Genomic DNA, 25,601 nt, shown 5'->3' on the forward strand with positions numbered 1-25,601 from the left:
ACGCGTTCAAGAAGGGGTGGGGACATGGACCTCACAGTCGTCGCGTACGTCATCTATCTGCTGGTCAGCATCGCGCTGACCGTCTGGGTGGCGCGCACGCTGAGCCACAACGGGCGGATCTTCCTGGCCGATGTACTGCACGGCAACGAGAAGCTCGCCGACGCCGTCAACCACCTGCTGGTGGTCGGCTTCTACCTCGTCAACCTGGGCTTCGTCGCGCTCTATCTGAACCAGGACACCGACATCGACAACGCCCGCGGGATCTTCGAGGCCCTGTCGACCAAGCTCGGCGTGGTGCTGCTCGTACTCGGGGTCATGCACCTGGGGAACGTGTACGTGCTCAACAAGATCCGGCGGCGGGGAGTGATGGAGCGGGAGCAGATGCCGCCCGTCGCGCCGACGGACTGGATCGCGCCGACGGCCGGGGCGTGACCTCGATGACCGGCTTCGCGGCCACACGGGACCGGGGCGCCCAGCGCGTCCCGGTTCTCGGGCTCACCGTTCTGTACGACGCGCAGTGCTCGCTGTGCACCTTCCTGAGCGACTGGCTTCGTAAGCAGCGGCAGTTGGTGCCGCTCCGGCTCGTGCCCGCCGGGTCCGACGAGGCCCGGCGCCGCTTCCCGGGGCTCGATCACCGGGCCACCCTGGGCGAGATCACCGTCGTGGGGGACGGCGGGCAGGTCTACCAGGGCGCCGCCGCCTGGGTCGTCACCCTGTGGGCGTTGCGCGAGCACCGGCCGCTCGCCCATCGGCTGAGCACCCCGGCGGGTGCCCGTCTCGCGAAGGGAGCGACGCTCGCCGCCGCCAAGTGGCGGCAGGCCCACGCCGCCGACCAGTGGGGTAACGGCGGCGCATATCAGTCGGGAGACGGGTGGCGTTACGACCCGAGCGCTGGATGGACGTACGAAGCTCCCGCCTGCGACAGCGGCCACTGCTCCACCGGTTCCACTCGTTAGGCTCGTCCCCGTGCCAGCACCAACAGACAGCCCCGGTCAGGACAGCTCCGGCTCCGACGAGGCCCCCGAAAAAGGTCCCGGCAAGACGCCCGCCAAGAGCGAGCAGACCCGTGCCCTGATCCTGGAGACGGCGATGCGGCTGTTCCAGGAGCGGGGGTACGACAAGACGACCATGCGGGCCATCGCCAACGAGGCCGGGGTCTCCGTCGGCAACGCGTACTACTACTTCGCCGGCAAGGAGCACCTGATCCAGGGCTTCTACGACCGGATCGCCGCCGAGCACCAGGTGGCGGTGCGGGAGGTGCTGGACCGCGAGACAGATCTGGAGGCCCGGCTCGGCGGGGTGCTGAAGGCGTGGCTGGACATCGCCACCCCGTACCACGAGTTCGCGGTGCAGTTCTTCAAGAACGCCGCCGACCCGGACAGCCCGCTCAGCCCCTTCTCCCCCGAGTCGGAGCACGCGCGCGTGGAGGCCATCAGCGTCCACCGGGAGGTACTGGCCGGGGCAAAGACGAAGGTGCCGGAGGAACTCCGGGACGCGCTGCCCGAATTGATGTGGCTCTCCCAGATGGGGCTCGTCCTGTACTGGGTCTTCGACCGGACCGAGGGGCGCGAGCGCAGCTACCGGCTCGCCGAGCGCGGGGCCAGGCTGACCGCGCGGGGCGTCGTGCTGGCCCGCTTCCGCGTTCTGCGGCCCCTCGTCCACGAGGTGCACGAGCTGTTCACGGACTTCCTGCCGGGGATGACCAAGGTCCTGCCCGATCCGGCCAAGAAGAGCTCGTCCTAGGGGGCCCGTTCGGAAAACAGGCCCCCTAGGAGACTCGGCAAGCGCCGAGCCTCAGTAGCCGACGAGCCTCGGTGGGCGATGAGCCTCAATTGCCGATGAGCCTCAGTAGCCGATGAGCCTCGGCAAGAGACTCAGTTCACCGCGTCGACTTCCCCCTCCGCCAACTCCACGTCGTACACCAGCGGCCCGTCCTCCACGACCACGTGCCGTGCACGGGCCCCGTGCGACGCCGCCGTCGCCGCCAGGAGGTACGTGCCCGGCGCGGGCACCGACACGATGTACGAGCCGTCCGCCAGCGAGGTGACGCGGTCCAGTTGGCGCCCGCCCTTCGACAGGAGGGTCACCACCGCACCCTCGACCGGATCGCCGTCGTCGGTGCGGATGAAGCCGTGGACCACCGAGGCGCCGCCCTCCGTGGGAGGCTCCTCCAGGACTTCCTCCTTCGGCTCCACCGCCAGATGCGGCAGCCGCTTCTCCAGCCCGGCGGGCAGCCACCAGTTGGACTTGCCGAGCAGATGCATCGCGGCCGGCACCAGAGCCGTACGGAGAATGAAGGCGTCGAGGGCGACGGCTGCCGCGAGGCCCACGCCCGCCATCGCGGCCCCCGAGTCGCCGCTCAGGACGAACGCCAGGAAGACGCAGACCATGATGAGCGCCGCGCTGTTGATGACGCGGCTCGTCTCCGCGAGGCCGACCCGCACCGCGCGCGCGTTGTCCTTCGTGTGCACCCACTCCTCGTGCATCCGGCTCACCAGGAACACCTGGTAGTCCATGGAGAGGCCGAAGAGGAGGGACAGCATGATGACGGGCAGGAAGGCGTTGATCGGTCCCTCCTTGCCGAGGCCGAGCAGGTCGAGGCCCCAGCCCCACTGGAAGATCGCGGTGAGGACGCCGAAGGAGGCCGCCGCGGCGATCAGGTTCATCAGTGCGGCCGTCAGCGGCACCACGAGAGAGCGGAACGCGACCAGCAGGAGCAGGAATCCGAGACCGATGATCGTGGCGATGAAGAGGGGCAGCCGGTCACCGGTGATGGACGCGAAGTCCTTGGAGACGGCCGTCACGCCACCGACGTGGGCCTGAGCCCCCGCGTCGGGGATCACCCGGTCCCGTAGCGTGTCGATGAGCTGGTCGGTCTTCTCCGACTGCGGCGAGGTCGTCGGCACCACCTGGATCACCGTCACGCCCTGCGCGGGCGGCAGCGCGGCGACCCGGGCGACTCCGGCGGTGTCCCCAATGCCCTTCACGAGGGTGTCCGTGTCGCCGCTGGACACGACCACCTGCAAAGGTCCGTTGAAACCGGGCCCGAAGCCCTCGGCGAGCAGGTCGTACGCCTTCCTGGTCGTCGTCGAGGCGTCGTCGTTGCCCTGGTCGGTGGCGCCCAGCCGCAGTGACAGCACGGGCAGCGCGAGGACGGCCATGACGACCACGGCCAGGGTGGCGATCGTACGAGGGCGCCGCTGGACGTTCGCGGACCAGCGCGCCGCGGCACCGCTCGCCCGCTCCGGCTCGGGCCCCTTCGCCTCCAGCTTGCGCCGCTGGCGGCGGCTGAGCACCCGGGTGCCGAGCAGACCGAGCAGCGCCGGCAGCAGGGTGACCGCCGCGAGCACGCTGAAGACGACGGTGAGCGAGGTGCCGATGACCACGCCGTCCAGGAACCGCAGGTTCGTCACCAGCATCCCGGCGAGCGCGATGCATACCGTGCCGCCCGCGAACAGCACCGCCCGGCCGGAGGTGTTGAGGGCGGTGACCGCCGAATCCTCCGGTTTCATGCCGCGCAGGATGCCGCGTCGGTGCCGGGTCACGATGAAGAGCGCGTAGTCGATGCCCACGCCGAGCCCGATGAGGGTGGCCAGCAGCGGGGCCAGGTCGGGAATGTCGGTGGCGTGGCTGAGCAGCTGGGTGGAGAACAGGCCCGTGCCGACGCCGAAGAGGGCGATGGCGATCGGCAGCAGCATCGCGAACAGCGACCCGAAGGCGAGGAACAGGACGACGGCCGCGGCCAGGATGCCGACCATTTCGGCGAGTCCGGTGGGCGGTTCCTGCACCCGCTGGATCGCCTGACCGCCCAGCTCGACCTGCAGACCGCCTCGTTCGGCCTTCTGTGCGGTGTCGACGACGTCCTGCACCAGTTCCTTGGGGACGGCGTTCGCCTGCTCCGCGAAGGTGATCTGGGCGTACGCGATCTTGCCGTTCTCGCTGATCTGCGCCGCGCCCCGGTCGCCCGAGTACGGGCCGGCGACGTCGCCGACGCCCTTCATCTTCCCGATCTCGTCGAGTGCGGGCTGGATCCGGGACCGTACGGACTGGTCCCGGACCGTTCCCTCGTCGACCTTCCACACCACTGTGTCGGTGTCGCCCGCGCTGTCCGGGAACGCCTTCTCCATCAGGTCGTACGCGCGCTTGGAGTCCGTATTCGGAAGGGAGAAGACATTCGCGTAGTCCGTGCCCGCGGTGGACGCCGCGAAGCCCAGTCCGAACAATGCCGCCACCCACAGCAACAGGACCACCAGCCGGTGCCGATAGCACCACCGTGCCAATGTCGCCACGCTCAACGCTCCTTAGTCGGTCGGTTGGTCCCCCAGGTCCTGGGCAACAGGATTTCCGGGGACACGCGCGCGTGGACACGCAGTGGCCATGACTCTCAAGGAACTCCAAAGGGCGGACGCCCCTCGCTGTCAGTGCCGGTGCGGATACTGGGGACATGACCGGTCACGAGGGAGCCACCGTGCTCGTCGTAGAGGACGAGCCGAGCATCGCGGACGTCCTGGCCATCGCCCTGCGCTATCACCGTTTCGAGGTGATGACGGCGGGCACCGTCCGCCAGGCGCTCACGCTCGCCGAGCGCACCCGCCCCGACGCGGCGCTGCTCGACGTGATGCTGCCGGACGGCGACGGCCGGGCACTCGGGCGTGAACTGCGGGTACGGCAGCCGGACCTGGCCATCGTCTTCCTCACCGCACGGGACGCGCCCGCCGAGATCGTGGGCGCCCTCGGCTTCGGCGACGACTACATCACCAAGCCGTTCAACATCGACGAGGTCGTCGCCCGGATCACGGCCGTACTGCGTCGCACCCGCGCGGACGACGTCCTGCCGCAGCGCCCGCCCCTGCGGTACGGCGACCTGGAGCTGGACGAGACGACGTACAGCGTCCATCGCGCGGGCCGTACGGTGGAGCTCACGCCGACCGAGTACGCCCTGCTGCGCTTCCTGGTCCGCAACGGCGGGCGGATCGTGCCCAAGGAGCAACTCCTGCGCCACGTGTGGCAGTACGAGCACTCCGCCGAGTCGACCGTCGTGGAGACGTACATCAGCTACCTGCGGCGCAAGCTCGAACCGCTGGGGCCGCCGGTGATCCAGACGCGGCGGGGCGTCGGATACGGGCTCGCATGAAAAGCCTGCCTCGCATGAAGGTCCCGGCCCGCGTCACGATCCCCGCGCGCGTGAAGATCCCGGCGCGCGTGAAGACCCGGCGCCCCCTCTTCCGGCACGGTATCCATTCTCTCCGCGGCCAGCTGACGCTCGCGAACGTGGGGCTGCTGGCTCTGGGCATCGTCGTGGCGACCGCCGTGAGCCTGATGGGCATGCGGCACTATCTGCTCGACCAGGTCGACACGGAGCTTGCCAAGACGCGGGACTCGCTGGGCAGTTCGCGGCTCACCATGCAGGAGATCGACTCGCTGAGCGCGCTGTCGTTCGTACGCGACCGCATGCTGCCCCCCACGGACGAGTCACCGAAACCGGACTCGATCTTCGCGGCGGTCGACGGGAACGGGAAGGCCGTTGCCGTAGCCGGCTTCAAGCCGACCGGCACCCAGCGCGCCCTGGCCACCGCCGTGCACGACCCGCACGCCCTCGCCACCGACAGCGACCCGCACGACGTCACGGTGCACGGCGCCGCCTATCGGGCCACCGGGGCGCGGCTCGCCGACGGCACGTATGTGCTGCTCGCCACCTCGACCGACGCGCTGCACAAGGGCATCGCGAAGGCGCTCAAGCTCGATGTGACCATCGGGACACTCCTGTTGGCGCTGCTCGCCTGCCTGACGATGTTCAGCGTGCGGCGTCGGATGCGGCCGCTGGAGGACATGGTGGAGACCTCGTCGGCGATCGCCGAGGGCGACCTGACCCGGCGCGTGCCCTCCAGCCACCATCCGACCCAGGAGGTCGAGCAGTTGCGGCTCGCCCTCAACTCGATGCTCCACCAGGTCGAGTCGGCGTACCGGACGCGCGAGCGCAGCGCGGCCCAGCTGCGCCGGTTCGTCGGCGACGCCTCGCACGAGCTGCGCACGCCGCTGTCGGCGATACGCGGCTATCTCCAGTTGTACGAGAAGGGGATGCTGACCGATCCGGCCGAGCGCAAGCGGGCCTGGGACCGGATGAACGGGGAGGCGGACCGTATGGGCCGGCTCGTGGACGAGCTGCTCACCCTGGCCCGCCTCGACCAGCGGCCCGAACTCCGCTTCAGGAACGTCGACTTGAGCCGCCTGGTGCGGGACGCGGCCGAGGATCTGCGGGCCCAGCAACCGGGGCGCCCGGTGAGCGTGGGCGCCGACGGCACGCTGCTGGTGCAGGCCGACGAGTCGGGGCTGCGCCAGGTGCTCGGCAACCTCGTGGGCAACGTACGCACCCACACACCCGCCGAAGTGCCGGTGCGGCTCGGTCTTGAGCGCGCGGACGATGTCGTACGGCTGTGTGTCACGGACCAGGGTCCCGGGCTCCCGGAGGAGGACGCGGCGCGCATCTTCGACCGGTTCTTCCGGGCGGGCGGTGGCGCGGGCAGCGGGCTCGGCATGGCGATCGTGCAGGGCGTGGTGGCGGCACACGGGGGCGAGGTGGCGGTACGGACGGCACCGGGCGAGGGGCTGGCGGTGACGGTGACGCTTCCGGCGCGGTGACGCTCGCGCTTTTCGGTGCGGCTCGCCCACTCGGAGTGGTGCGGCTCGCCCACTCGGTGCGGGGGCGCGCACGCTTCCGGCGCGGCGACGTCGGCGCTTCCAGCGCTGACCGTGACACTCCCTGCGCGGTGGCGGTGACGCTCGCGCTTTTCGGTGCGGCTCGCCCACTCGGAGTGGTGCGGCTCGCCCACTCGGTGCGGGGGCGCGCACGCTTCCGGCGCGGTGACGTCGGCGCTTCCAGCGCTGACCGTGACACTCCCTGCGCGGTGGCGCCACGCTTCCGGCACGGCGCCGCCACGCTTCCGGCGCGGTGGCGGTGACACCCCCGGCGCGGTGACCTGCTGGAACCGACTTGGGGAGAAGCTGACCTGGATGATTGAACACGGGCCGCCACGGCGCCGTACACAGATTCAGGTACAGATGAAGGCGGCCCCGACGTCCCCCAGCCTGGTCCGCCGCGCCACCACCGGGCTTCGCACGGAAGGACCGCCGGGTTGTCGTTCAACACGAGCTCTCGACAGCTGTCGAACACGGACGAGGAGCCTCCGGAGGCGGGGCCTGTGCCGGAGCCGCCCGCCGAGTCCGCTCCAGGTGACGGCGAGACCGACGCCGTAGCCACCTCGCGTGACCGTGAAGCCGCGCCCGAGGCCACCTCCGGTGAGCCTGAAGCGCCGGTCGAACCCACGCCCGAAACCACCCCCGGTGTCACCGAAACCCCGGTCGAAGCGACCTCCAGTGACACCGAAGCCACGCCTGAAGCCACGCCCGAAGCCACCTCCGGCGACGCGGAAGCCCCGGCCCCCGCGTCGGACGACCCTGAAGTCCCGGCCGATGCCGCCCCCGCCGTCACCCCCGCCCGCGGCTGGCGGCGCTGGCGCGGCTGGCGTGAGAGGTACCCCGTCGCGGCCCGCACCCTGGCATGGACCACCACTGGCCTGGCCGCCGCGCTCGTGCTGTTCGCGCTGCTCATGCCGACCAAGATCGACGACTTCCGGCCCGCCGAGTTCGCCCGTATCCCGGTGGAGGCGATCTTCGGCGCGGCCGTACTGATCGTCCTGCCGCGCAAGCCGCGGATCGCCGTGGCGGCGCTCGCCGGGCTGAGCCTCGGCGCGCTGACCGTCCTGAACTTCCTCGACATCGGCTTCAACGAATATCTCGGGCGAGGATTCAACGTCGTCCTCGACTGGACGCTGTTCGGCGACGCGCAGGCGTACCTCCAGGACACGATGGGCAAGAAGGGCGCCCTCGGCATCGTCGTCGTGGTCGTACTGATCGTGCTCGCGGTGCTCGCCCTCATGACGCTGTCGGTCATGCGGCTGGCCAACCTGCTGGCCCGGCACACCGAGACGGCGACGCGCACGACGCTGGTGATGGCCATCGTCTGGGTCACCTGCGCGGCGCTCGGTGTGCAGTTCACCGGCGTGCCGATCGCCTCCGAACACACCACGCTGGTCGTCCAGGACCGTGCCGAGCGGGTGCGGAACACGATCCGGGACGAGGCTGCGTTCGCGAAGATCGCCAAGAAGGACGCCTTCGCCAACACCCCGCCGGATCAGCTGCTGACCGGGCTGCGCGGCAAGGACATGATGATCACGTTCATCGAGAGCTACGGCCGCAGCGCGATCGAGGACCCGGTCATGGCGCCGGGCGTCGACGCGACGCTCACCGCCGAGAACGAGAAGCTGACCAAGGCCGGGTTCGCGGCGAAGAGCGGCTGGCTCACCTCGGCGACGTACGGCGGAAGCAGTTGGCTCGGCCACTCCACGTTCATGTCGGGCCTGTGGATCAACAACCAGCAGCGCTACCGCACCGTCACCGCGGGCAGCCATCTGACCCTCCCCGGCGCCTTCAAGAAAACGGGCGCCTGGGACACGGTCGGTGTCATGCCGGGCGTCCAGAAGGCCTGGCCGGAACAGAAGTTCTACGACATCGACAAGCTCTACGACTCCCGCGACCTCGGCTACAAGGGACCGAAGTTCAGCTGGTCGACCATGCCCGACCAGTACGCGCTGACCGCGTTCGAGCGACTGGTGCACGGCAAGAAGCACGACAAGCCGCTGATGTCGACGATCATCCTGACCTCCAGCCACCAGCCCTGGGCGCCGATCCCCAAGACGGTCCCCCAGGACCAGGTCGGCGACGGTTCGATCTACGACGCCATCCAGAAGGCCGGCAAGAAGCCCGGGGACATCATCACCGACTCGACCAAGTCCAAGCAGGAGTACGGCAAGTCCATCCAGTACTCGGTGACCAGCCTCATCGACTACCTGGTGAAGTACGGCAACAAGGACACCGTGCTCGTCTTCCTCGGCGACCACCAGCCCATCGCCCGGGTCAGCGGCAACAACGCCAGCCGTGATGTGCCGGTCTCGATCGTCGCCAAGGACCCGAAGGTGCTCGACAAGATCGCCGACTGGGGCTGGACGGACGGCCTGCGGCCCGAGCACGACGCGCCGGTCTGGAAGATGAGCGCGTTCCGCGACCGCTTCCTGACGGTGTACGGCTCCACGCCCAGGCCGTGAGTCACGTGGACGCGGCCACCAGCGCCCACACCGTCTTCCCGTAACGCCCGCGGCTCCACACTCCCCACGCCACGGCGATGTTCTCCACGAGATGGAGCCCGCGGCCGGTCTCCTCCCAGTCGGCGACCGGCCGCGGACGGGGCTCGGCCAGGCCCTCGTCGGAGACCTCTATGAAGCAGGACCCGTCGGCGAGGGCGGTCACCGCGACCTCGAACTCCCGTTCAAGAAGCGGTCCGTGGCGCACCACGTTGGTCGCCAGCTCGGAGACGAGAAGCACGACGTCCTCGAGGGCCGGGTCGTCGGCACTGTGACCCCAGTCGGCCAGATGGTCCCGCACCCGGCGCCGGGCGAGACCGACGGACGCCGGATGCCGGGGCAGCCGGAAGGAGTTGCGTCTCACCACATCCACTCCTCACCCCGCACACACCTCCGACACATGGTGCTGCGTTGGGTGGGAGCGCGATGTCACCGGGGTGGGTTTCCATCCCGGTGAGATCACGTCAGTTGTCATATCCAGCTCAGCCGCCAGAGGCGGAAGACACCGGTCCCGTCCGACAGATACCGACCGCCCCCGACGTCCTCACTGGTGAGTACATACTCCTTGCGCTGCCACAGCGGAATCAGTGGAACATCCTGAGCCACGACGTCCTGCAGTTGCCGGAAGTAGTCGGTCGCGCGGCTGCGGTCCTTGTACTGCTGACTGGCCAGAATCAGCCGGTCGGCCGCCTTGCTGGTGTAGCCGTTCTTCATGCTGTTGCCGGTGCCGACGAGCGGAGCGCTGAAGGTGTCCGGGTCGGGGTAGTCGGCGACCCAGCCGACGGCCCACGCGTCCAACCGGCCCTCGGCGTACCGCTTCTGGAAGTCGGTCCACTCGTAACCCTTGGTCGTCACCTCGAACAGCCCGCTCGCCTCCAGCTGCCGCTTGAGCTCGGCGGCTCAAACGAGCATTTCAGGCCTGTTTCTCAGCGAACTCTCAGGCTTCCCGAGAGGCCAGCTCAACGACCGTGATGTCCGAGGGGGCACCCACCCGCGTCGGCGGCCCCCAGGCCCCCGCGCCCCGGGACACGTACAACTGCGTGTCCCCGTACCGCTCCAGCCCGGCAAGCGTCGGATTGGTGGCGCCGGCGATGAAATTCCCCGGCCACAACTGCCCTCCGTGCGTGTGCCCGGACAGCTGAAGATCGACCCCGTGCCGCACGGCCTCGTGAATCTGCACCGGCTGATGCGCGAGCAGCACACACGCCCGCGATGTGTCCCGGTCCCCGAGCGCCTTGCCGAAGTCGGGCCCCTGCCCCTCGCTCTCCCCCTGCACGTCATTCACGCCCGCGAGATCGAATCCGGCCAACTCGGTACGCGCGTTCTCCAGAGGATGGATCCCCAGCTCCCGCACTTCCCGGACCCACTGCGCGGCTCCGGAGAAGTACTCGTGATTTCCCGTGACGAAGTACGACCCGAAACGCGCCCTGAGCCGAGCAAGCGGCGCAGCCGCCGGACCGAGATCCTTCACGCTGCCGTCGACGAGATCGCCCACCACGGCGATGAGATCGGGCTGCGTGGAGTTGATCGTGTCGACGACCTTCTGGGCAAAGCCGCGCCCCAGCACCGGCCCCAGATGAATGTCACTGACAACAGCGATCCGAAACCCATGAGCCGACCTCGGCAGTTTGGCCAACGGCACGGTGACCCGCTTCACCCTGGGCCCCCGCAGAACACCGTACGTCCCGTACCCCACGGTCCCCACAGCGGCAGCCGCAGCAGCCCCACCCACCACCCGGGAGACGAAGAGCCGCCGCGACGGCCCTTCGATCAATGGGGAACGAACCGCACCCGCCGATCCGGCCGAAAGGGACGCGCCGGAACGTCCGCCCGCAGCGGCTGGCGCGTCAACGCCGATCCCTTGGAACCCGACCGATTCCGCGCCGGACCGAGGACGGATGCTCCGGCGCGGCCCCGACTCACCCTCGACGGCAGGCGCAGACGAGACGGCAGCCGCAGAGGCATCGCCAGACGAGACGGCGGAATCAAACGCGACGGCAGCCGCGGGGTCAGACGCGTCGACAGACGCAGCCGAATCGGCGCACGCGGACGAGACGACCCCCCGCCGCTCGGCAACCCGCCGCACCACCGGCCGTACGAGCTCCCCCACCACCAGCGCGAGCACCAGATAGATCGCCAGCGCCATCCACAGGAACCCGGGCCAGGCCAGCACGCGCTGAAGCCAGAACGGCGCCCCGGCCCGCTCACTCGCGACGGCCCCGAACATCAGCAGGGGCCCGGCGACGAAGACGGCCGCGCCCACCCGACGGGCCACCCCCGGCCCGGACGTGGTGTCGCGCACCAGGCGCCGCCACGCGTACCAGTGCAGCGCGCCGAGCACAGCCAGCGCAACCACGCCCGCCAGTACGAAGACGATGACCATCAGGCCGTATCCCCCGGTAGCCGTATCCCGCGTTATGACGTCTGGCGCAAAGCGCGCACCCCGCGCAACCCGATCACGCCGACGACCGTCCCCAAGACAAAGGACACGACGGCGAGCGTCAGGTGCACCCAGAAGTACGCCGTCGGATCCCCCGCGTCGTTGAACGCGAGCCCGCTGCCGTCCTTCCACAGGTTCTTGACGAAAGTGATCCAGATGACCCAGCTCCACACCCCGAAGGCGAGCAGGAACCAGGAGACGGGGCGGCTGAGCTTCATGGGTCCAGTATCGCCGTCGTCGGCCGGGACCCGGCGCCGGGGTGGGGAGGGTGATGGGACTTCCCGCCCCGCGCCCTGTACTTTCTCGACCGTGCCCGCCATCAATAAGACCGCCAAGCGATCCTTGCTGGTCACTTCTGCCACCCTGTTGTCCTTTTCGCTCGCCGCCCCCGCGTTCGCGGACGCGAGCCCGACAGCGACTCCGACAACGAGTCCGTCGGCCACTCCCCCGGCGAACATGTCGACCGTCGGCGGCGAGCGGCTGGGCCAGGCCGGCACGCAGGTGAATCTCGGCACCGACGCCCCCGTCCTGCCCAAGGACCTCACCGCGCGCTCCTGGATCGTCGCCGACGCCGAGTCCGGCGACATCCTGGCCGCCCACAACGCGCACTGGCGGCTGCCCCCGGCGAGCACCCTGAAGATGCTGTTCGCCGACACGGTGCTGCCGAAGTTCCCGAAGACTATGAAGCACAAGGTGGTCTCCTCCGACCTGGCGGGCATCGGCGCGGGCTCCAGCATGGTCGGGATAAAGGAGAACGAGACCTACACCGTCCACGACCTGTGGCTCGGCGTCTTCCTGCGCTCCGGCAACGACGCCGTGCACGTGCTGTCCCAGATGAACGAGGGCATCGACCAGACGGTCAAGGACATGCAGGCGCACGCCGAGGAGCTCCAGGCCCTCGACACGCACGTGGTCAGCCCGGACGGCTACGACGCGAAGGGCCAGGTGTCTTCGGCGTACGACCTCACGCTGTTCGCCCGCTCCGGGCTGCAGAAGAAGGACTTCCGGGAGTACTGCTCGACGGTGCGGGCCAAGTTCCCGGGTGAGACCACAAAGGACAAAAAGGGCAAAACGTCCCGCGAATCCTTCGAGATCCAGAACACCAACCGCCTCCTGACCGGCGACAGCGACATCTCCACGTACCAGGGCATCGCAGGCGTGAAGAACGGCAACACCACCAACGCAGGGGCCACCTTCACCGGTGTCGCCGAGCGCGACGGCAAGGTGCTGCTCGTCACGGTCATGAACCCGGAGGCGAACGAACACAACGAGGTCTACAAGGAGACCGCGCGGCTCTTCGACTGGGGCTTCCAGGCCACGGGCAAGGTCGAGCCGGTGGGTGAGCTGGTGCCGCCGAGCGGCGTCGACACCAGCGCGCAGCCGGGCGTGAACGCCTCCAGCCCCGGTGCGGGCGGCGCGCACGACGCGTCCACGAAGCCGGTGGTGGCCGCCTCCAGCGCGAAGGGCGGTTCGAGCGGCATCGGCATCGCGCTGGCCATCACGGCCGGCTTCCTCGTCCTGCTCGCGGCAGGTGCCTTCCTCGTCAACCGCCGCTGGCCGCTGCCGGATCTGATGCGCCGTCGTCGCTGACCACCGGGGCCGCCGGGCCCCCGTGGTCCGCCTGGTCCGGCGGGTCCGCCCGGTCCACGGGGTCCGCCCGGTCCACGGGGTCCGCCCGGTCCGCGGGGTCCGGCGAGTCCGCCCGGTCCGCGGGGTCCGGCGGAGACTCATCGCTCTGCGTCGCCGTCCAGGCGGCGCAGAACAGCAGCAGTTTCGCGGTGAAGTTGATCCACAGCAGCAGCGCGATCGGCACCCCGAACGCGCCGTACATGCTCTTCGACGCGACACCCCGCATATAGCCGCTGAGCAACAGCTTGAGCAGCTCGAACCCGGCGGCTCCCATCAGCGCGGCGACGATCAGCCGCCGCCGTGGCGGCTGGACGCCGGGCAGCAGCGTGAGGACGTACAGCAGGAGCAGGAAGTCGGCGAGTACGGCGACGGTGAACGCGGCGGCCCGCAGCAGCACGCTCCCCCAGCCGTGCTCGTCGATGCCGAGCTGCCGGGCCGTCCACCCCACCGCGGTGGACGCCACGGCGGAGGCGGCGACGGTGACGAGCACGGCGCCGCCGAGCCCGACGAGTACGCCGCCGTCCTTGAGCTTGCGCAGGAAGGGGTTCTCCTCGCTGTCGGGCAGCTCCCAGACCGCGCGCAGGCACTCCCGCATCGAGCCGACCCAGCCGATTCCGGTGAACAGCAGGACGGCGCCCGCGATGAGGCCGATCGTGCCGGCGTTCTGGACGAGGCCTTCGATGTCCAGCTGGTTGGAGATGCCGGGCACCTGCTCGGCGAGCTTGTCCTGGAGGTCCTTCTGCTGTCCGGTGCTGAGCGTGGCGGCGGCGATCGCGGCGGCGACGGTGAGCAGCGGGAAGAGCGCCACGAAGCTGATGAAGGTCATCGCCGCGGCGAGCCGCGTCCACTTCACCCGGTCCAGACGCTCGTACGACTGCCACGCGTGCGTGGACATCAGGCGGGTGACCAAGGGCCCCACGCCGGGAAGCTTTTTCAGCCAGTCCATGATCCGACTCTGCCCTCGCCTCGCACACTTCGAACGCCCCGGAAAACCAATGTCCGGGTACCCCAAAAACGCAGGACAGTGGCGAGCACCATGCCGATTCCGGCGCCCGAGACGGTGTCCGCGCGCTGCGAGGTGAACCCGAGGCCGTAGTGGCTTACGACGATGCACAGCAGCTGGACGAGGGCGCCCGCGACGTTCACCGCGAAGAAGATCACGTACTGGCGCGGGCCGCGCGCCGTCGTGTGCCGGTAGGTACCGAGCGCGTTGCCCACGTACGCCACCGAGCAACCCGCCACGAAGCTCAGCGCCTTGGCGGTCAGCGGGTCGAGGCCCACGGGGCCGCGCAGCCAGACGAAGAGGCCGAGGTCGGCGGCGTAGGCGAGGATTCCGGCGGTGGCGAAGCCGAGGAGTTCCTGCGCGAGCCGCCTCCGGGCGACGGACCTGCGAGCGACCGGTTCCGGGGCGACTGGTTCCGGGACGACCGACTCCGGGACGACCGGCTCCGGGGCAACCGGTTTCAGCGAGGCCGACCCTTGGGCGACCGGTTTCCCGGACACCGGCTCCCCCGCGACCGACCCCTCGGCGACCGGCCCTTGGCCGACACTCACCAGTTCGCCACGGCGAGGCCGTACATCGCCAGCCACACCAGCCCGATGAGCGCGAGCGCGCGGTCGCGCAGGACCACGTCCTCGGGCTCGCCCGCCGTGCCCCGGTCGGCGAAGACGGCGTACCGCAGGATGGCCAGGATGTAGGCGACCATGGACAACTGCCGCCAGGGCAGCACACCGGCGCTGGGCACGCCGCCCTCCTCCAGGGCCCACAGGCAGTAGCCGAGGACGGAGACTCCGGCGGCCAGCTGCCAGACGAAGCGCAGATAGCCGGTGGTGTATTCGGTGAGCAACGCGCGCGTGGCGCCCGCTTTCCCGGCCATCTGCACGGCCTCGGAGTAACGCTTCGCCGACACCATGAACAGCGCCCCGAAGCCGGTGGTGATCAGGAACCAGCGCGAGAGCGGGATACCGAGGGCGAGACCGCCGATCATCGCGCGCATGAGGAACCCGGTGGTGACGACGACGAGGTCCACCACCAGGACGTGCTTCAGGCTGACGCAGTACGCCAGTTGCATGCCGATGTACGCCGTCAGCAGCGCGGCGACGGCCGGGGAGCAGAACCAGGCGGCGGCGCTCGGCGCGAGGAGCGCGAGGGCGCCCCCGACGGCGTAGGCGACCGCGACGGGGACCTGGCCCGCGGCGACCGGGCGGTGGCGCTTGACCGGGTGGGCGCGGTCGGCGGCGGCGTCCCGGGCGTCGTTGATCAGGTACACGGCGGCGGCGCAGGCCGTGAACAGCGCGAAGACGAGCGCGAGTTGGGTGAAAGCGTGCCGGGAGAAGAGCTGGCCCGCGGCGGCCGGCGCGGCCACCACCAGCAGGTTCTTCACCCACTGTCGGGGGCGGGTGGTCTTGAGCAGGCCCCGGACGAGGCCGGTGAGGCCCTTCGCGGATGCCGCAGCGGCCGGTGTGCGCTCCAGGAGTGCCGTGCGCTCAGTCGTCATGACCGACCCCGACCCAGCGGGCGCCCAGTCGGGCCGTCAGGGCCCCCAGGGCGGCGCCCGCGGCGACGTCCGAGGGGTAGTGGACGCCGACGACCATCCGCGAGACGCACATCGCGGCGGCGAGCGGGGGAACCACGTGCGCGCCGAGCGCGCCGTAGGCGACCGCCGCGGCCGTCGCGGACGTGGCATGCGAGCTCGGGAAGGAGTGCCGTCCGGCCGTGCGCACCAACGGCACCACGTGCGCGGGGCGCGGGCGGCGCACGATGCGCTTCACCGCCATGCTGGCGAGGTGCGCGGTGGTGGTGAGCGCCGTCGCACGCAACCAGGCGCCCCGTCGTTCACGGTCGACGGCCGCCCCTGCCAGCCCCGCCGCGAGCCACAGCGCGCCGTGCTCCCCGCTCCAGGACAGGGCACGCGCGACAGCCGCGACGCGCGGATCCCCGCCGCACTCATGGACTGCCGACAGCAGCCGGCGATCCATGCCGTCGAACCCGCGGTCCATGCCGTCGAGCCGGCGGTCCGTGTAGTCATAGTCGTCAAGGTCGTCCATGTGATCTCACTCTTCTAGGGAGTGGCCGCAGAATTACGGCAATCTAGGACGACATCCCATTAATCACCCATTTCGGTGAGGAGCCGTGAGGGCCGGGGAGATTGAGGCGTTATGCACCCTTACCGACGCTACGGTCACGGTCATGCCTGCCGACTCCGTCTCCGTCACGGGTTGGGGCCGCACCGCCCCGACCACCGCCCGCCTGGTCCGCCCGCGCACCTACGAGGAGGCGGCGGCCGCCGTCCGGGAGTGCGGAACACGTGGAGGCATCCCCCGCGGCCTCGGACGGGCCTACGGGGACGCCGCGCAGAACGCGGGCGGAGCCGTGCTCGACATGACGGGCCTGGACCGGATCCACGCGATCGACGCGGACGGCGGCACCGTCCTGTGCGACGCGGGGGTGTCCCTGCACCGGCTCATGGAAGTCCTGCTCCCCCTCGGCTGGTTCGTGCCGGTCACGCCCGGGACCCGCTATGTGACCGTCGGCGGCGCGATCGGCGCGGACATCCACGGCAAGAACCACCATGTGTCGGGCTCGTTCGCCCGGCACGTCCTCTCCTTCGAGCTGCTGACCGCGGACGGCGGGATCCGTACGGTCGGCCGGGGCACGCCCCTCTTCGACGCCACGGCGGGCGGCATGGGCCTGACCGGTGTGATCCTCACGGCGACCGTCCGGCTCCAGCCCGTCGCGACCTCGCTGATGTCCGTCGACACGGAACGCGCCGCGGACCTCGACGACTTGATGGCCCGCCTCACCGCCACGGATCACCGCTACCGGTACTCGGTGGCCTGGATCGACCTCCTCGCGCGCGGGACGTCGATGGGGCGCTCGGTGCTGACCCGCGGCGATCACGCGCCGCTGGACGCCCTGCCCGCACGCGCGCGTAGACACCCCCTGGCGTTCCGCCCCGCACAGTTCCCGTCTGCGCCCGCCTTCGTACCGGAGGGACTCCTGGGGCGCACGACAGTGGGCCTCTTCAATGAGCTCTGGTACCGGAAGGCGCCACGCGCGCGTGCCGGTGAACTGCAGAAGATCTCAACCTTCTTCCACCCCCTCGACGGGGTGCCGCACTGGAACCGCGTCTACGGGCGGGGCGGCTTCGTGCAGTACCAGTTCGTCGTCGGATACGGGCAGGAGGAGGCCCTGCGCCGCATCGTGCAGCGCATCTCCCTGCGCCGCTGCCCGTCCTTCCTCGCCGTCCTGAAGCGCTTCGGAGAGGGCGATCCGGGCTGGCTGTCCTTCCCCATGCCTGGCTGGACCCTCGCCCTGGACATCCCCGCGAACCTGCCGGGACTCGGCGCCTTCCTCGACGAGCTGGACGAGGAGGTGGCCGCGGCCGACGGGCGGGTGTACCTCGCCAAGGACGCGCGGCTGCGGCCCGAGCTGCTGGCCGAGATGTATCCGCGGCTTGGTGAATTCCGTTCCCTGCGGCGGGAGTTGGACCCCCGAGGCGTCTTCACCTCGGACCTGTCCCGCCGCCTCGGTCTTTAGTCCCCTCGGCCTCCGGTCCCCGCGCTCTCCAGTCCCCCCGCTCTCCCCTCGCCTCAGTCTCTGATCGCCCCAGCCCCTAGGAGCTGTCATGAAGGACGCCTTCGGTCTCCCCCAGTCCCTGCTGATCCTCGGCGGCACGTCCGAGATCGCGCTGGCCACCGCGCGCCGTCTGATTGTCCGGCGCACCCGCACGGTGTGGCTCGCGGGACGCCCGTCACCCGCCCTGGAGCAAGCCGCCGAGCAACTGCGCGGGATGGGCGCGAACGCCCGTACCGTCGCCTTCGACGCCCTCGACCCCGAGTCTCACGAGACCGTGCTCGGCAAGGTCTTCGCGGAGGGCGACGTCGACATGGTGCTGCTGGCGTTCGGCGTGCTCGGCGACCAGGCGCGGGACGAGAAGGAGCCCGTGTCGGCGGTACACGTGGCGCAGACCAACTACACGGGCGCGGTGTCGGCCGGTCTGGTGTGCGCGCGGGCCCTCCAGACGCAGGGGCACGGCTCCCTGGTGGTGCTCTCCTCGGTCGCCGGCGAGCGCGCCCGGCGCTCCAACTTCATCTACGGCTCCAGCAAGGCGGGCCTGGACGCGTTCGCGCAGGGCCTGGGCGACGCGCTGTACGGCACGGGCGTGCACGTGATGGTCGTACGCCCCGGGTTCGTCCGTACGAGGATGACGGCGGGCCTGCCGGAGGCGCCCCTGGCCACCACTCCGGAGGCGGTCGCGACGGCCGTGGAGACGGGGCTGCGACGCCGGTCGGAGACGGTGTGGGTACCCGGAGCGCTGCGCCTGGTGATGGCGGCACTTCGGCACGTACCGCGACCGGTGTTCCGGCGGCTGCCGATCTGACGCTCCGGGACCACTGTCCGGTGGGCTGCCGATCCCACCTCCCGGCGACGGGACGTACCGGCGGAGCGAGCTGCCGGTCGTAGAGAAGGATCCTGTGGGCGGACCGAGCTGCCGGTCGTGCGGGAGGAACCTGCCTGCGAAGCGAGCTGCCCGTCGTACGGGAGGATTCTGTCGGCGGATGGCCCTAGCGGGTCGGCAGTGTGGTGTCCCGCTCCGGCGCGCCCGCCTGAGGGGGCACCACCGCGCTGCCGAAGGCGAACTCGCGCAGCTTGCGCCAGACGCCGTCCGCACCCTGTTCGTAGAGCGCGAACCCGGTGCAGGGCCACTCGGCCACGTACCCGGACAGCGCCTCGTAGGCCCGGTCCATCGCGTCGTCGTCGATGCCGTGCGCCACCGTGACGTGCGGGTGGTACGGGAACTGGAGCTCACGCGCGACCGGCCCTGAGGCGTCCCGGACCCGCTTCTGCAGCCAGGTGCAGGCCTCGGCCCCCTCGACGACCCGCACGTACACGACGGGCGACAGGGGGCGGAAGGTGCCGGTGCCGGACAGCCGCATCGGGAAGGGGCGCCCGGTGGCCGCGACCTCGATGAGATGCGCCTCGATCGCGGGCAGCGCCGAGTGGTCGACCTCCGTCGGCGGCAGCAGCGTGACGTGCGTGGGGATGCCGGAAGCCGCGGGGTCGCCGAAGCCCGCGCGCCGCTCCTGGAGCAGGCTGCCGTGAGGCTCCGGGACCGCGATCGACACGCCGATCGTTACGGTCCCCACGTCGTCTCCTGTCGTTGTTTCGAAGGTTCGCTGTCTTTGAAGGTCCGGTGCTTCCGCGCGGGCAGGGGTGGCTGCTCGGCCTGTTCGGCTTTCGACTGTACGGCGATGCGGCCCACTGTCGGCGGTCGTAGGAGTGTCGCGCTCGTCTCGTACTCACTGCCGAACGGGCTGTGGTAGGGGCGGCCGTGCCGTTGCCGTACGACAGCGGTTTCGGCTGTCGTACGGCAACGGCCCCGGCGGTCAGTGCTTGGCGGGCAGGAAGCCGACCTTGTCGTACGCCTGGGAGAGCGTCTCCGCGGCGACGGCACGCGCCTTCTCGGCACCCTTGGCCAAAATCGAGTCGAGCGTCTCCGGGTCGTCCAGATACTGCTGGGTACGCTCCCGGAACGGCGTCACGAAGTCGACCATGACCTCGGCGAGGTCCGTCTTGAGCGCACCGTAGCCCTTGCCGGTGTACTTCTGCTCCAGTTCCTCGATACCGGTTCCGGTGAGGGTCGAGTAGATGGTCAGCAGGTTGCTGATACCCGGCTTGTGCTCCGTGTCATACCTGATGACGGTGTCCGTGTCGGTGACCGCGCTCTTGACCTTCTTCGCGGTCGCCTTCGGCTCGTCGAGCAGGTTGATGAGGCCCTTGGGAGTCGACGCCGACTTGCTCATCTTGATCGTCGGGTCCTGGAGATCGAAGATCTTCGCCGTCTCCTTGAGGATGTACGGCTTCGGGACCGTGAACGTCTGGCCGAAGCGGCCGTTGAAGCGCTCGGCGAGGTCACGCGTGAGCTCGATGTGCTGGCGCTGGTCCTCGCCGACCGGGACCTCGTTGGCCTGGTACAGCAGGATGTCCGCGACCTGCAGGATCGGGTACGTGAACAGGCCGACGGAGGCGCGGTCGGCGCCCTGCCTGGCGGACTTGTCCTTGAACTGCGTCATGCGGGACGCCTCGCCGAAGCCGGTGAGGCAGTTCATGATCCAGGCCAGCTGGGCGTGCTCGGGGACGTGGCTCTGCACGAAGAGCGTGCAGCGCTCCGGGTCGAGACCGGCGGCGAGCAGCTGCGCGGTGGCGAGCCGGGTGTTGGCGCGCAGGTCCGCGGGGTCCTGCGGAATGGTGATCGCGTGCAGGTCGACGACCATGTAGAACGCGTCGTGGGACTCCTGCAGGGCCACCCACTGGCGGACGGCGCCGAGGTAGTTGCCGAGGTGGAACGAGCCTGCGGTGGGCTGGATTCCGGAGAGCACGCGGGGACGATCAGAGGCCATGGGCCCATTCTCTCAGGTGTCGGGGCCCGGTCCGGAACTGGTCGGAAACAGATGTGACACAGGTGGGAACCGATCGGCCTCGGGCGGTGTAGCAAGAGTGTGAGGACGCGGGAGGGGGGCCGCATCGTCGTCGACGAGGCCGTGGTGATCGCACGAGTACGCGCCGGTGAGCCGGAGGCGTACGCGGAGCTGGTCCGTGCCCACACGGGCATCGCGATCAGGGCGGCCAGGGCGCTGGGGGCGGGTGCGGACGCGGAGGACGTGGTGCAGCAGGCCTTCATCAAGGCGTACTGCTCGCTGGGGCGCTTTCGAGACGGCGCGGCGTTCAAGCCGTGGCTGCTCTCGATCGTCGCCAATGAGACGAGGAACACAGTGCGGACGGCGGTGCGCCAGCGGACGCTGGCCGGCCGGGAGGCCGCGTTCGCGGAGGCGGAGCCGCTGATACCGGAATCGGCGGACCCGGCGGTCGCGGCGCTGGAGATAGAGCGCCGTGCGGCGCTGCTGGCCGCCCTGGACCAGCTGAGCGAGGAGCACCGCCTCGTCGTCACGTACCGCTATCTCCTGGAGATGGACGAACCGGAGACGGCCCAGGCCCTGCGCTGGCCGCGCGGCACGGTGAAATCCCGCCTCAACCGCGCCCTGCGCAAGCTGGGCCGGCTGCTGCCGGACTTCGAACCCGGAGAGCCTCGGGAAGGGGGTGATGAGCATGAGTGAGTCGTTCGGAGAGGGGGGCGCGGAGCCCTCCGGTGACCGAGGTCGGGGTGCCCGCGGGGGTGCCTCTCGGCTGCCGGCGGAGCTGTGCGCGCTCGGGCGCTCGCTGGATCAGCCCGGGGCGGCCGGGAGCGAGTCGATGGTCGAGCGCGTGCTGGAGCAGATACTCGCCGAGAGACTCCCAGTCCCGGTGGCCGAGCCGCGGGGACCGGGCGAGCGGCTTGGTGCGGTGCGCCGCTGGGCGCGCCTGCGCTGGCGCGCGCTGACCGCGGGCCTGTGCGGTGTGCTGACGGTCCTCGTGCTCACGCCTCCGGTGCGCGCCGCCGTAGTCGACTGGTTCGGCTTCGGTGGGGTCGAGGTGCGGTACGACCCGTCGGCGGTGCCCTCGCCCGGGGCCCGGGTGCCGGGGTGCGGCCCTTCGCTGACCCTGGCGCAGGCCGGGCGACAGGCGGGTTTCGGGCCTCTTGTGCCGGGCGCTCTCGGGACGCCGGACGCCGTGACGGTGACGCGCGAGCCGAAGGGGCGGCTCCTGATGAGTCTGTGCTGGCGCGAGCACGGGGGCACCGTCCGGCTGGACGAGTATCCGGCGAGCCTGGACATCGGCTTCGCGAAGACGGTGCGGGAGCCACCGGAGTGGGTGTCGCTGGGCGGAGACGGGGACTACGGCAACCCGGCGCTGTGGTTTCCGAAGCCTCACCTGCTGAGCTTCTGGCTGATCGACGCGGACGGCGACCGCTTCACCCGCTCCGAGCGGACCGCGGGGCCCACGCTGCTGTGGATGCACGAGGGCGAGGTGACCCTCCGGCTCGAAGGGGTGGCGTCGAAGGCGCGGGCGGTGGAGATCGCGAAGTCGCTGAAGTAGCCGGAATTTTGGTCGGTGCCGAGTGGGAACCCCGGCGGGTCGAGCGGTGTACCAGAAGTGACACACGGCGTGCGGGCGGGCCGCACGTGGATCGACCGGCTGGTTGGGGGTTCGGATGCGCAGGCTTCGTGAACTGCTCGCGGTGGTGGGGGCGTTGGCGGTGGCCCTCGCGGCGGTGCTGCTGGGGGCACCGTCCGCGATGGCCGGCGGCCCGACGAGCGTGCTGGTGGTCTCGCCGGAGAGCGCGGAGACCACGGCGTTGTACTACTCGGACGAGGAGTACGGGCAGTTGATGCGCCTGCTGGGGGAGCCCGGCTCGGGCACGCGCGAGGAGCCGCCCGGGCTGGGAGCCGCCGGCGGACATCAGCTCAATGTCACATGGCTGGTCCATGACGTGTCGCCGTGGCGGGTCGACCGCGTCTATCCGGACTCGCCGCGGAGCAAGGACGTCTGGATACACACGACAACAGACCTGCCGAGCATGAACGGCTACTGGCACAAGGCCGAGCACCCGGCCCAGGTGCGGGCGCTGTTCAAGAAGCTCGGCGTCCTGGGCAAGCCGTCGCCCGAGGGCGGCGGGGGAATCTTCCCGGCCCCCTGGCCGACGCCGGAGGATTCCGGCACCGCGCCCGCGCCCTCCGAGCAGGCCCGCACCACGACCGCCGCGGGTGCCACGACCGACAACGGCGCCGACTGGTGGTGGGCGCTACCGGGGGCGGCGGCCGGAGCCGTGCTGGCCCTGGTGCTGCGGCCGCTGGTCGCCGGGGTGCCGGGAGCTCGGCCGCTGAGCAGGCGGGAGGGCGAGACGGAACCTCGGCAGGAGCTCCGGGACGAGTGAGGTGCGGGACGACGCGCGAGGGGATGCGGGACGTACGAGGAGACGGCTGACGAGGGGGACGAATGAGGGGAAGGTTCCGGGTCGGACGGGCGAGTGCGAGGTTATGGCTCCTGTCTCTGGTTTCCGTGGCACTGGTCGCGCTCGGTGCACCGGGGGCCCACGCCTCGACGGGCACCGCTCCGTACGCGAAGGCCGACACCCCGGATCTGGCCCTGGTCATCGCCGGTGACACGGGGCGCACGACCGCCCTGCGCTCCGGGGAGGGGGACTTCGTACGGCTCTGGCGGTTGCTGTCGCCCAAGTACACGGGGACGGAGCGGGTGCCCGAGGCCTGGGTGGCGGGCCGCTTCCCGAAAGTGCGGGCCACGGTGATCTGGGGGCTGACCGGGGTCGGGGGCTGGCCTCAGACCCAGAGGGCGCCCGGCGGCGATGTCGCCATCGAGCGCCAGGATCAGGTGTTCGTCGCGGCGGACGGGACGCCGTGGGTGCGGTCGGATCCTTCACCCGACGTGGAGGACGACGACATCCGCTGGCATCGGGCACCGCGTTCGGTGTTCGAGCAGTTGGCGGAGCAGGGAAGGCTGTTCGGCTCCGTAAGCACATCGGTGGCCGGCTCGGACGCGCATGCGGTGGAGGGTGCGGGGTGGGCGATACCCGGGCTGGCGGCCGGCCTGGTGATCGGAGTCGGCGGCACCCTTCTGATACGCCGCGCGGCGGCCCGGCATGAAGCTGCCGGACCGCCGCGGGAACCACGGCAGGAGCTGATCGACTTGTAGCCCCCGGTGAGGTGCCGGGTGCGTCAGCCGAGGTCGATCTCCGGGTAGAGCGGGAAGCCGGCGAGCAGGTCGGTGGCGCGGTGGGCGATCTCGTCGGAGATCTTCGGGTCCAGGACGTGCTGGGCCTTGGACGGGCTGCCCTTGGCCGTGGTGCCGGGCTCGGCGGCGGTGAGGACGCGGTCGATCAGACCGGCGATCTCGTCCATCTCGGCCGTGCCCAGACCACGGGTGGTCAGCGCGGGCGTGCCGATGCGGATGCCGGAGGTGTACCAGGCGCCGTTCGGGTCTGCGGGGATGGCGTTGCGGTTGGTGACGATGCCCGAGTCGAGCAGGGCGGACTCGGCCTGGCGGCCGGTGAGGCCGTAGGAGGAGGCGACGTCGATCAGGTTGAGGTGGTTGTCGGTGCCGCCGGTGACCAGCGTGGCGCCGCGACGCATCAGGCCCTCGGCGAGGGCGCGGGAGTTGTCGACGACGGCCTGTGCGTAGTCGCGGAACTCGGGGCGACGGGCCTCGGCGAGTGCGACGGCCTTGGCGGCCATGACATGGGGAAGGGGGCCACCGAGGACCATCGGGCAGCCGCGGTCGACCTGCTCGGCGAGGGTCTCGTCGCACAGCACCATGCCGCCGCGCGGGCCGCGCAGTGACTTGTGTGTGGTGGTGGTGACGATCTGGGCGTGCGGGATCGGGTCGAAGTCGCCGGTGAGGACCTTGCCCGCGACGAGACCGGCGAAGTGCGCCATGTCGACCATCAGGGTCGCGCCGACCTCGTCGGCGATCTCCCGCATGATGCGGAAGTTCACCAGGCGGGGGTAGGCGGAGTAGCCGGCGACGATGATCAGCGGCTTGAAGTCACGGGCGGAGGTGCGCAGGGCCTCGTAGTCGATGAGGCCGGTGGCGGGGTCGGTGCCGTAGGAGCGCTGGTCGAACATCTTGCCGGAGATGTTCGGGCGGAAGCCATGGGTGAGGTGACCGCCGGCGTCCAGGGACATGCCGAGCATGCGCTGGTTGCCGAAGGCCTGGCGCAGCTCGGCCCAGTCGGCCTCGGAGAGGTCGTTGACGTTGCGGACACCGGCCTTGGCGAGAGCCGGGGCCTCCACCCGGGCGGCGAGGACGGCCCAGAAGGCGACGAGGTTGGCGTCGATGCCGGAGTGCGGCTGGGCGTAGGCGTGCTCGGCGCCGAAGAGCTCGCGGGCGTGCTCGGCGGCGAGGGCCTCGACAGTGTCGACGTTGCGACAGCCGGCGTAGAAGCGGCGGCCGACAGTGCCCTCGGCGTACTTGTCGCTGAACCAGTTGCCCATGGCCAGGAGGGTGGCCGGGGAGGCGTAGTTCTCGGAGGCGATCAGTTTGAGCATGTCGCGCTGGTCGGCGATTTCCTGGCCGATGGCGTCGGCGACCCGGGGCTCCACGGCCCGGATCACGTCGAGAGCGCTGCGGAAGGCGGTGGATTCGGTGGAAAGGGGCTCTGGCATGACGGCCTCCGGACGTGGCGTTCAGCGTTCACGGGTCGGCCCAGGCGCACGGCACACAGTTGCTGGGGCCGCTCCCCGATGGTCGGTCCCATCCCAGCGCGCCAGTCACGGCCCCGCCGGTCAGCCTACCGGGCGCGCCGGACGGCCGGGTTCCCGAGTCCACCATGCGAGCGACGATAGGAAATAGGCCACAAGCCGCCCGCCACTCGCGGGCACCACTCCCCCGTGCCCGGGGACACGCGCCCCTCGTGCCGCGCGTCAAGAAACGGAGATCC

Annotated in this window: 24 protein-coding genes, 1 pseudogene and 1 riboswitch; of the genes and pseudogenes, 13 read left to right on the top strand and 12 right to left on the bottom strand. The window is 70.4% G+C overall.

What is annotated here, in order from left to right:
• The first annotated feature begins 24 nt into the window (after positions 1-24).
• Genes ACZ4RZ_RS03150 through ACZ4RZ_RS03160 form a run of 3 tightly spaced genes read left to right on the top strand, consistent with a single transcriptional unit; the run spans position 25 to position 1,743 of the window.
• Complete coding sequence (locus ACZ4RZ_RS03150) at positions 25-432, top strand: hypothetical protein (RefSeq protein ID WP_467741461.1); 408 nt, start codon at positions 25-27, stop codon at positions 430-432.
• A gap of 5 nt (positions 433-437) precedes the next feature.
• A complete protein-coding gene (locus ACZ4RZ_RS03155) occupies positions 438-956 on the top strand; it encodes a thiol-disulfide oxidoreductase DCC family protein (RefSeq protein WP_467741957.1) in 519 nt (172 codons plus the stop codon).
• Between the two features lie 10 nt (positions 957-966).
• Positions 967-1,743, top strand: a complete 777-nt coding sequence (locus ACZ4RZ_RS03160; protein ID WP_467741463.1) for a TetR family transcriptional regulator — start codon at positions 967-969, stop codon at positions 1,741-1,743.
• Positions 1,744-1,874: 131 nt separating this feature from the next.
• Here the strand turns inward: ACZ4RZ_RS03160 and ACZ4RZ_RS03165 are convergent, their stop codons facing one another.
• Positions 1,875-4,280: an MMPL family transporter gene (locus tag ACZ4RZ_RS03165; RefSeq protein WP_467741959.1), complete on the bottom strand. Its 2,406-nt coding sequence runs from the start codon at positions 4,278-4,280 to the stop codon at positions 1,875-1,877.
• Between the two features lie 164 nt (positions 4,281-4,444).
• Here ACZ4RZ_RS03165 and ACZ4RZ_RS03170 point away from each other — a divergent pair, with 164 nt between their 5' ends.
• The 3 genes from ACZ4RZ_RS03170 to ACZ4RZ_RS03180 all read left to right on the top strand — a co-directional run bounded on the left by ACZ4RZ_RS03170 (position 4,445) and on the right by ACZ4RZ_RS03180 (position 9,161).
• Positions 4,445-5,134, top strand: a complete 690-nt coding sequence (locus ACZ4RZ_RS03170; protein WP_467741465.1) for a response regulator transcription factor — start codon at positions 4,445-4,447, stop codon at positions 5,132-5,134.
• 14 nt (positions 5,135-5,148) lie between these two features.
• Entirely contained in the window at positions 5,149-6,639 is a 1,491-nt protein-coding gene (locus ACZ4RZ_RS03175; protein ID WP_467741467.1) for a sensor histidine kinase, read from the top strand.
• Between the two features lie 494 nt (positions 6,640-7,133).
• Positions 7,134-9,161 carry a sulfatase-like hydrolase/transferase gene (locus ACZ4RZ_RS03180; RefSeq protein ID WP_467741469.1) on the top strand — a complete coding sequence of 676 codons (2,028 nt, stop codon included), beginning with the start codon at positions 7,134-7,136 and terminating at the stop codon, positions 9,159-9,161.
• A 1-nt stretch (position 9,162) separates the two neighbouring features.
• On the opposite strand, the gene ACZ4RZ_RS03185 is transcribed toward ACZ4RZ_RS03180, so the two are convergent.
• The 4 genes and pseudogenes from ACZ4RZ_RS03185 to ACZ4RZ_RS03200 all read right to left on the bottom strand — a co-directional run bounded on the left by ACZ4RZ_RS03185 (position 9,163) and on the right by ACZ4RZ_RS03200 (position 11,855).
• Positions 9,163-9,564 carry an ATP-binding protein gene (locus ACZ4RZ_RS03185; protein ID WP_467741471.1) on the bottom strand — a complete coding sequence of 134 codons (402 nt, stop codon included), beginning with the start codon at positions 9,562-9,564 and terminating at the stop codon, positions 9,163-9,165.
• Positions 9,565-9,668: 104 nt separating this feature from the next.
• Positions 9,669-10,097 (bottom strand): annotated as a pseudogene (locus ACZ4RZ_RS03190) (ABC transporter substrate-binding protein); the annotation flags it as partial.
• A gap of 37 nt (positions 10,098-10,134) precedes the next feature.
• Positions 10,135-11,580, bottom strand: a complete 1,446-nt coding sequence (locus tag ACZ4RZ_RS03195) for a metallophosphoesterase (protein WP_467741473.1) — start codon at positions 11,578-11,580, stop codon at positions 10,135-10,137.
• A gap of 32 nt (positions 11,581-11,612) precedes the next feature.
• Positions 11,613-11,855 carry an SCO4848 family membrane protein gene (locus ACZ4RZ_RS03200; protein ID WP_399076921.1) on the bottom strand — a complete coding sequence of 81 codons (243 nt, stop codon included), beginning with the start codon at positions 11,853-11,855 and terminating at the stop codon, positions 11,613-11,615.
• A 91-nt stretch (positions 11,856-11,946) separates the two neighbouring features.
• Between ACZ4RZ_RS03200 and ACZ4RZ_RS03205 the strand changes: the two genes are divergently transcribed.
• Positions 11,947-13,227 carry a D-alanyl-D-alanine carboxypeptidase family protein gene (locus tag ACZ4RZ_RS03205; RefSeq protein WP_467741475.1) on the top strand — a complete coding sequence of 427 codons (1,281 nt, stop codon included), beginning with the start codon at positions 11,947-11,949 and terminating at the stop codon, positions 13,225-13,227.
• Here ACZ4RZ_RS03205 and ACZ4RZ_RS03210 read toward each other — a convergent pair.
• From ACZ4RZ_RS03210 to ACZ4RZ_RS03225, 4 genes are all read right to left on the bottom strand, one after another.
• On the bottom strand, positions 13,181-14,212 hold the full coding sequence (locus tag ACZ4RZ_RS03210; protein ID WP_467741477.1) for a YihY/virulence factor BrkB family protein: 1,032 nt from the start codon (positions 14,210-14,212) through the stop codon (positions 13,181-13,183). The two genes, ACZ4RZ_RS03205 and ACZ4RZ_RS03210, sit on opposite strands and share 47 nt — an antisense overlap.
• The gene (locus tag ACZ4RZ_RS03215) at positions 14,200-14,598 is read right to left on the bottom strand and encodes a GtrA family protein (protein WP_467741961.1); all 399 of its coding nucleotides are present in this window, start codon (positions 14,596-14,598) and stop codon (positions 14,200-14,202) included. The genes ACZ4RZ_RS03210 and ACZ4RZ_RS03215 overlap by 13 nt, the downstream gene beginning before the upstream one ends.
• 218 nt (positions 14,599-14,816) lie before the next feature.
• Complete coding sequence (locus ACZ4RZ_RS03220; protein ID WP_467741479.1) at positions 14,817-15,764, bottom strand: decaprenyl-phosphate phosphoribosyltransferase; 948 nt, start codon at positions 15,762-15,764, stop codon at positions 14,817-14,819.
• Entirely contained in the window at positions 15,754-16,314 is a 561-nt protein-coding gene (locus ACZ4RZ_RS03225; protein ID WP_467741481.1) for a phosphatase PAP2 family protein, read from the bottom strand. Before ACZ4RZ_RS03225 ends, ACZ4RZ_RS03220 begins: the two co-directional genes overlap by 11 nt.
• Before the next feature lie 142 nt (positions 16,315-16,456).
• Between ACZ4RZ_RS03225 and ACZ4RZ_RS03230 the strand changes: the two genes are divergently transcribed.
• Positions 16,457-17,806, top strand: coding sequence for an FAD-binding protein (locus tag ACZ4RZ_RS03230; protein ID WP_467741483.1), 1,350 nt, complete (start codon positions 16,457-16,459; stop codon positions 17,804-17,806).
• A gap of 88 nt (positions 17,807-17,894) precedes the next feature.
• On the top strand, positions 17,895-18,650 hold the full coding sequence (locus ACZ4RZ_RS03235; RefSeq protein ID WP_467741485.1) for a decaprenylphospho-beta-D-erythro-pentofuranosid-2-ulose 2-reductase: 756 nt from the start codon (positions 17,895-17,897) through the stop codon (positions 18,648-18,650).
• 184 nt (positions 18,651-18,834) lie between these two features.
• Here the strand turns inward: ACZ4RZ_RS03235 and ACZ4RZ_RS03240 are convergent, their stop codons facing one another.
• A complete protein-coding gene (locus tag ACZ4RZ_RS03240) occupies positions 18,835-19,416 on the bottom strand; it encodes a 2'-5' RNA ligase family protein (RefSeq protein ID WP_467741487.1) in 582 nt (193 codons plus the stop codon).
• A gap of 240 nt (positions 19,417-19,656) precedes the next feature.
• Positions 19,657-20,670, bottom strand: coding sequence for a tryptophan--tRNA ligase (gene trpS / locus ACZ4RZ_RS03245; RefSeq protein ID WP_467741489.1), 1,014 nt, complete (start codon positions 20,668-20,670; stop codon positions 19,657-19,659).
• 99 nt (positions 20,671-20,769) lie between these two features.
• On the opposite strand from trpS, the gene ACZ4RZ_RS03250 reads away from it, so the two are divergent.
• From ACZ4RZ_RS03250 to ACZ4RZ_RS03265, 4 genes are all read left to right on the top strand, one after another.
• Positions 20,770-21,384 carry an RNA polymerase sigma factor gene (locus tag ACZ4RZ_RS03250; RefSeq protein ID WP_467741491.1) on the top strand — a complete coding sequence of 205 codons (615 nt, stop codon included), beginning with the start codon at positions 20,770-20,772 and terminating at the stop codon, positions 21,382-21,384.
• Positions 21,377-22,243 (top strand): hypothetical protein, encoded by an 867-nt coding sequence (locus tag ACZ4RZ_RS03255; protein ID WP_467741493.1) that lies wholly within the window; start codon positions 21,377-21,379, stop codon positions 22,241-22,243. Before ACZ4RZ_RS03250 ends, ACZ4RZ_RS03255 begins: the two co-directional genes overlap by 8 nt.
• Before the next feature lie 115 nt (positions 22,244-22,358).
• The gene (locus ACZ4RZ_RS03260; protein WP_467741495.1) at positions 22,359-23,081 is read left to right on the top strand and encodes a hypothetical protein; all 723 of its coding nucleotides are present in this window, start codon (positions 22,359-22,361) and stop codon (positions 23,079-23,081) included.
• Between the two features lie 62 nt (positions 23,082-23,143).
• Entirely contained in the window at positions 23,144-23,857 is a 714-nt protein-coding gene (locus ACZ4RZ_RS03265; RefSeq protein ID WP_467741496.1) for a hypothetical protein, read from the top strand.
• 23 nt (positions 23,858-23,880) lie between these two features.
• On the opposite strand, the gene ACZ4RZ_RS03270 is transcribed toward ACZ4RZ_RS03265, so the two are convergent.
• Entirely contained in the window at positions 23,881-25,326 is a 1,446-nt protein-coding gene (locus ACZ4RZ_RS03270; RefSeq protein ID WP_467741498.1) for a glycine hydroxymethyltransferase, read from the bottom strand.
• A gap of 31 nt (positions 25,327-25,357) precedes the next feature.
• Positions 25,358-25,445, bottom strand: a riboswitch (ZMP/ZTP riboswitch).
• Positions 25,446-25,601 lie beyond the last annotated feature (156 nt).

Source organism: Streptomyces sp. NPDC027189 (assembly GCF_055566975.1).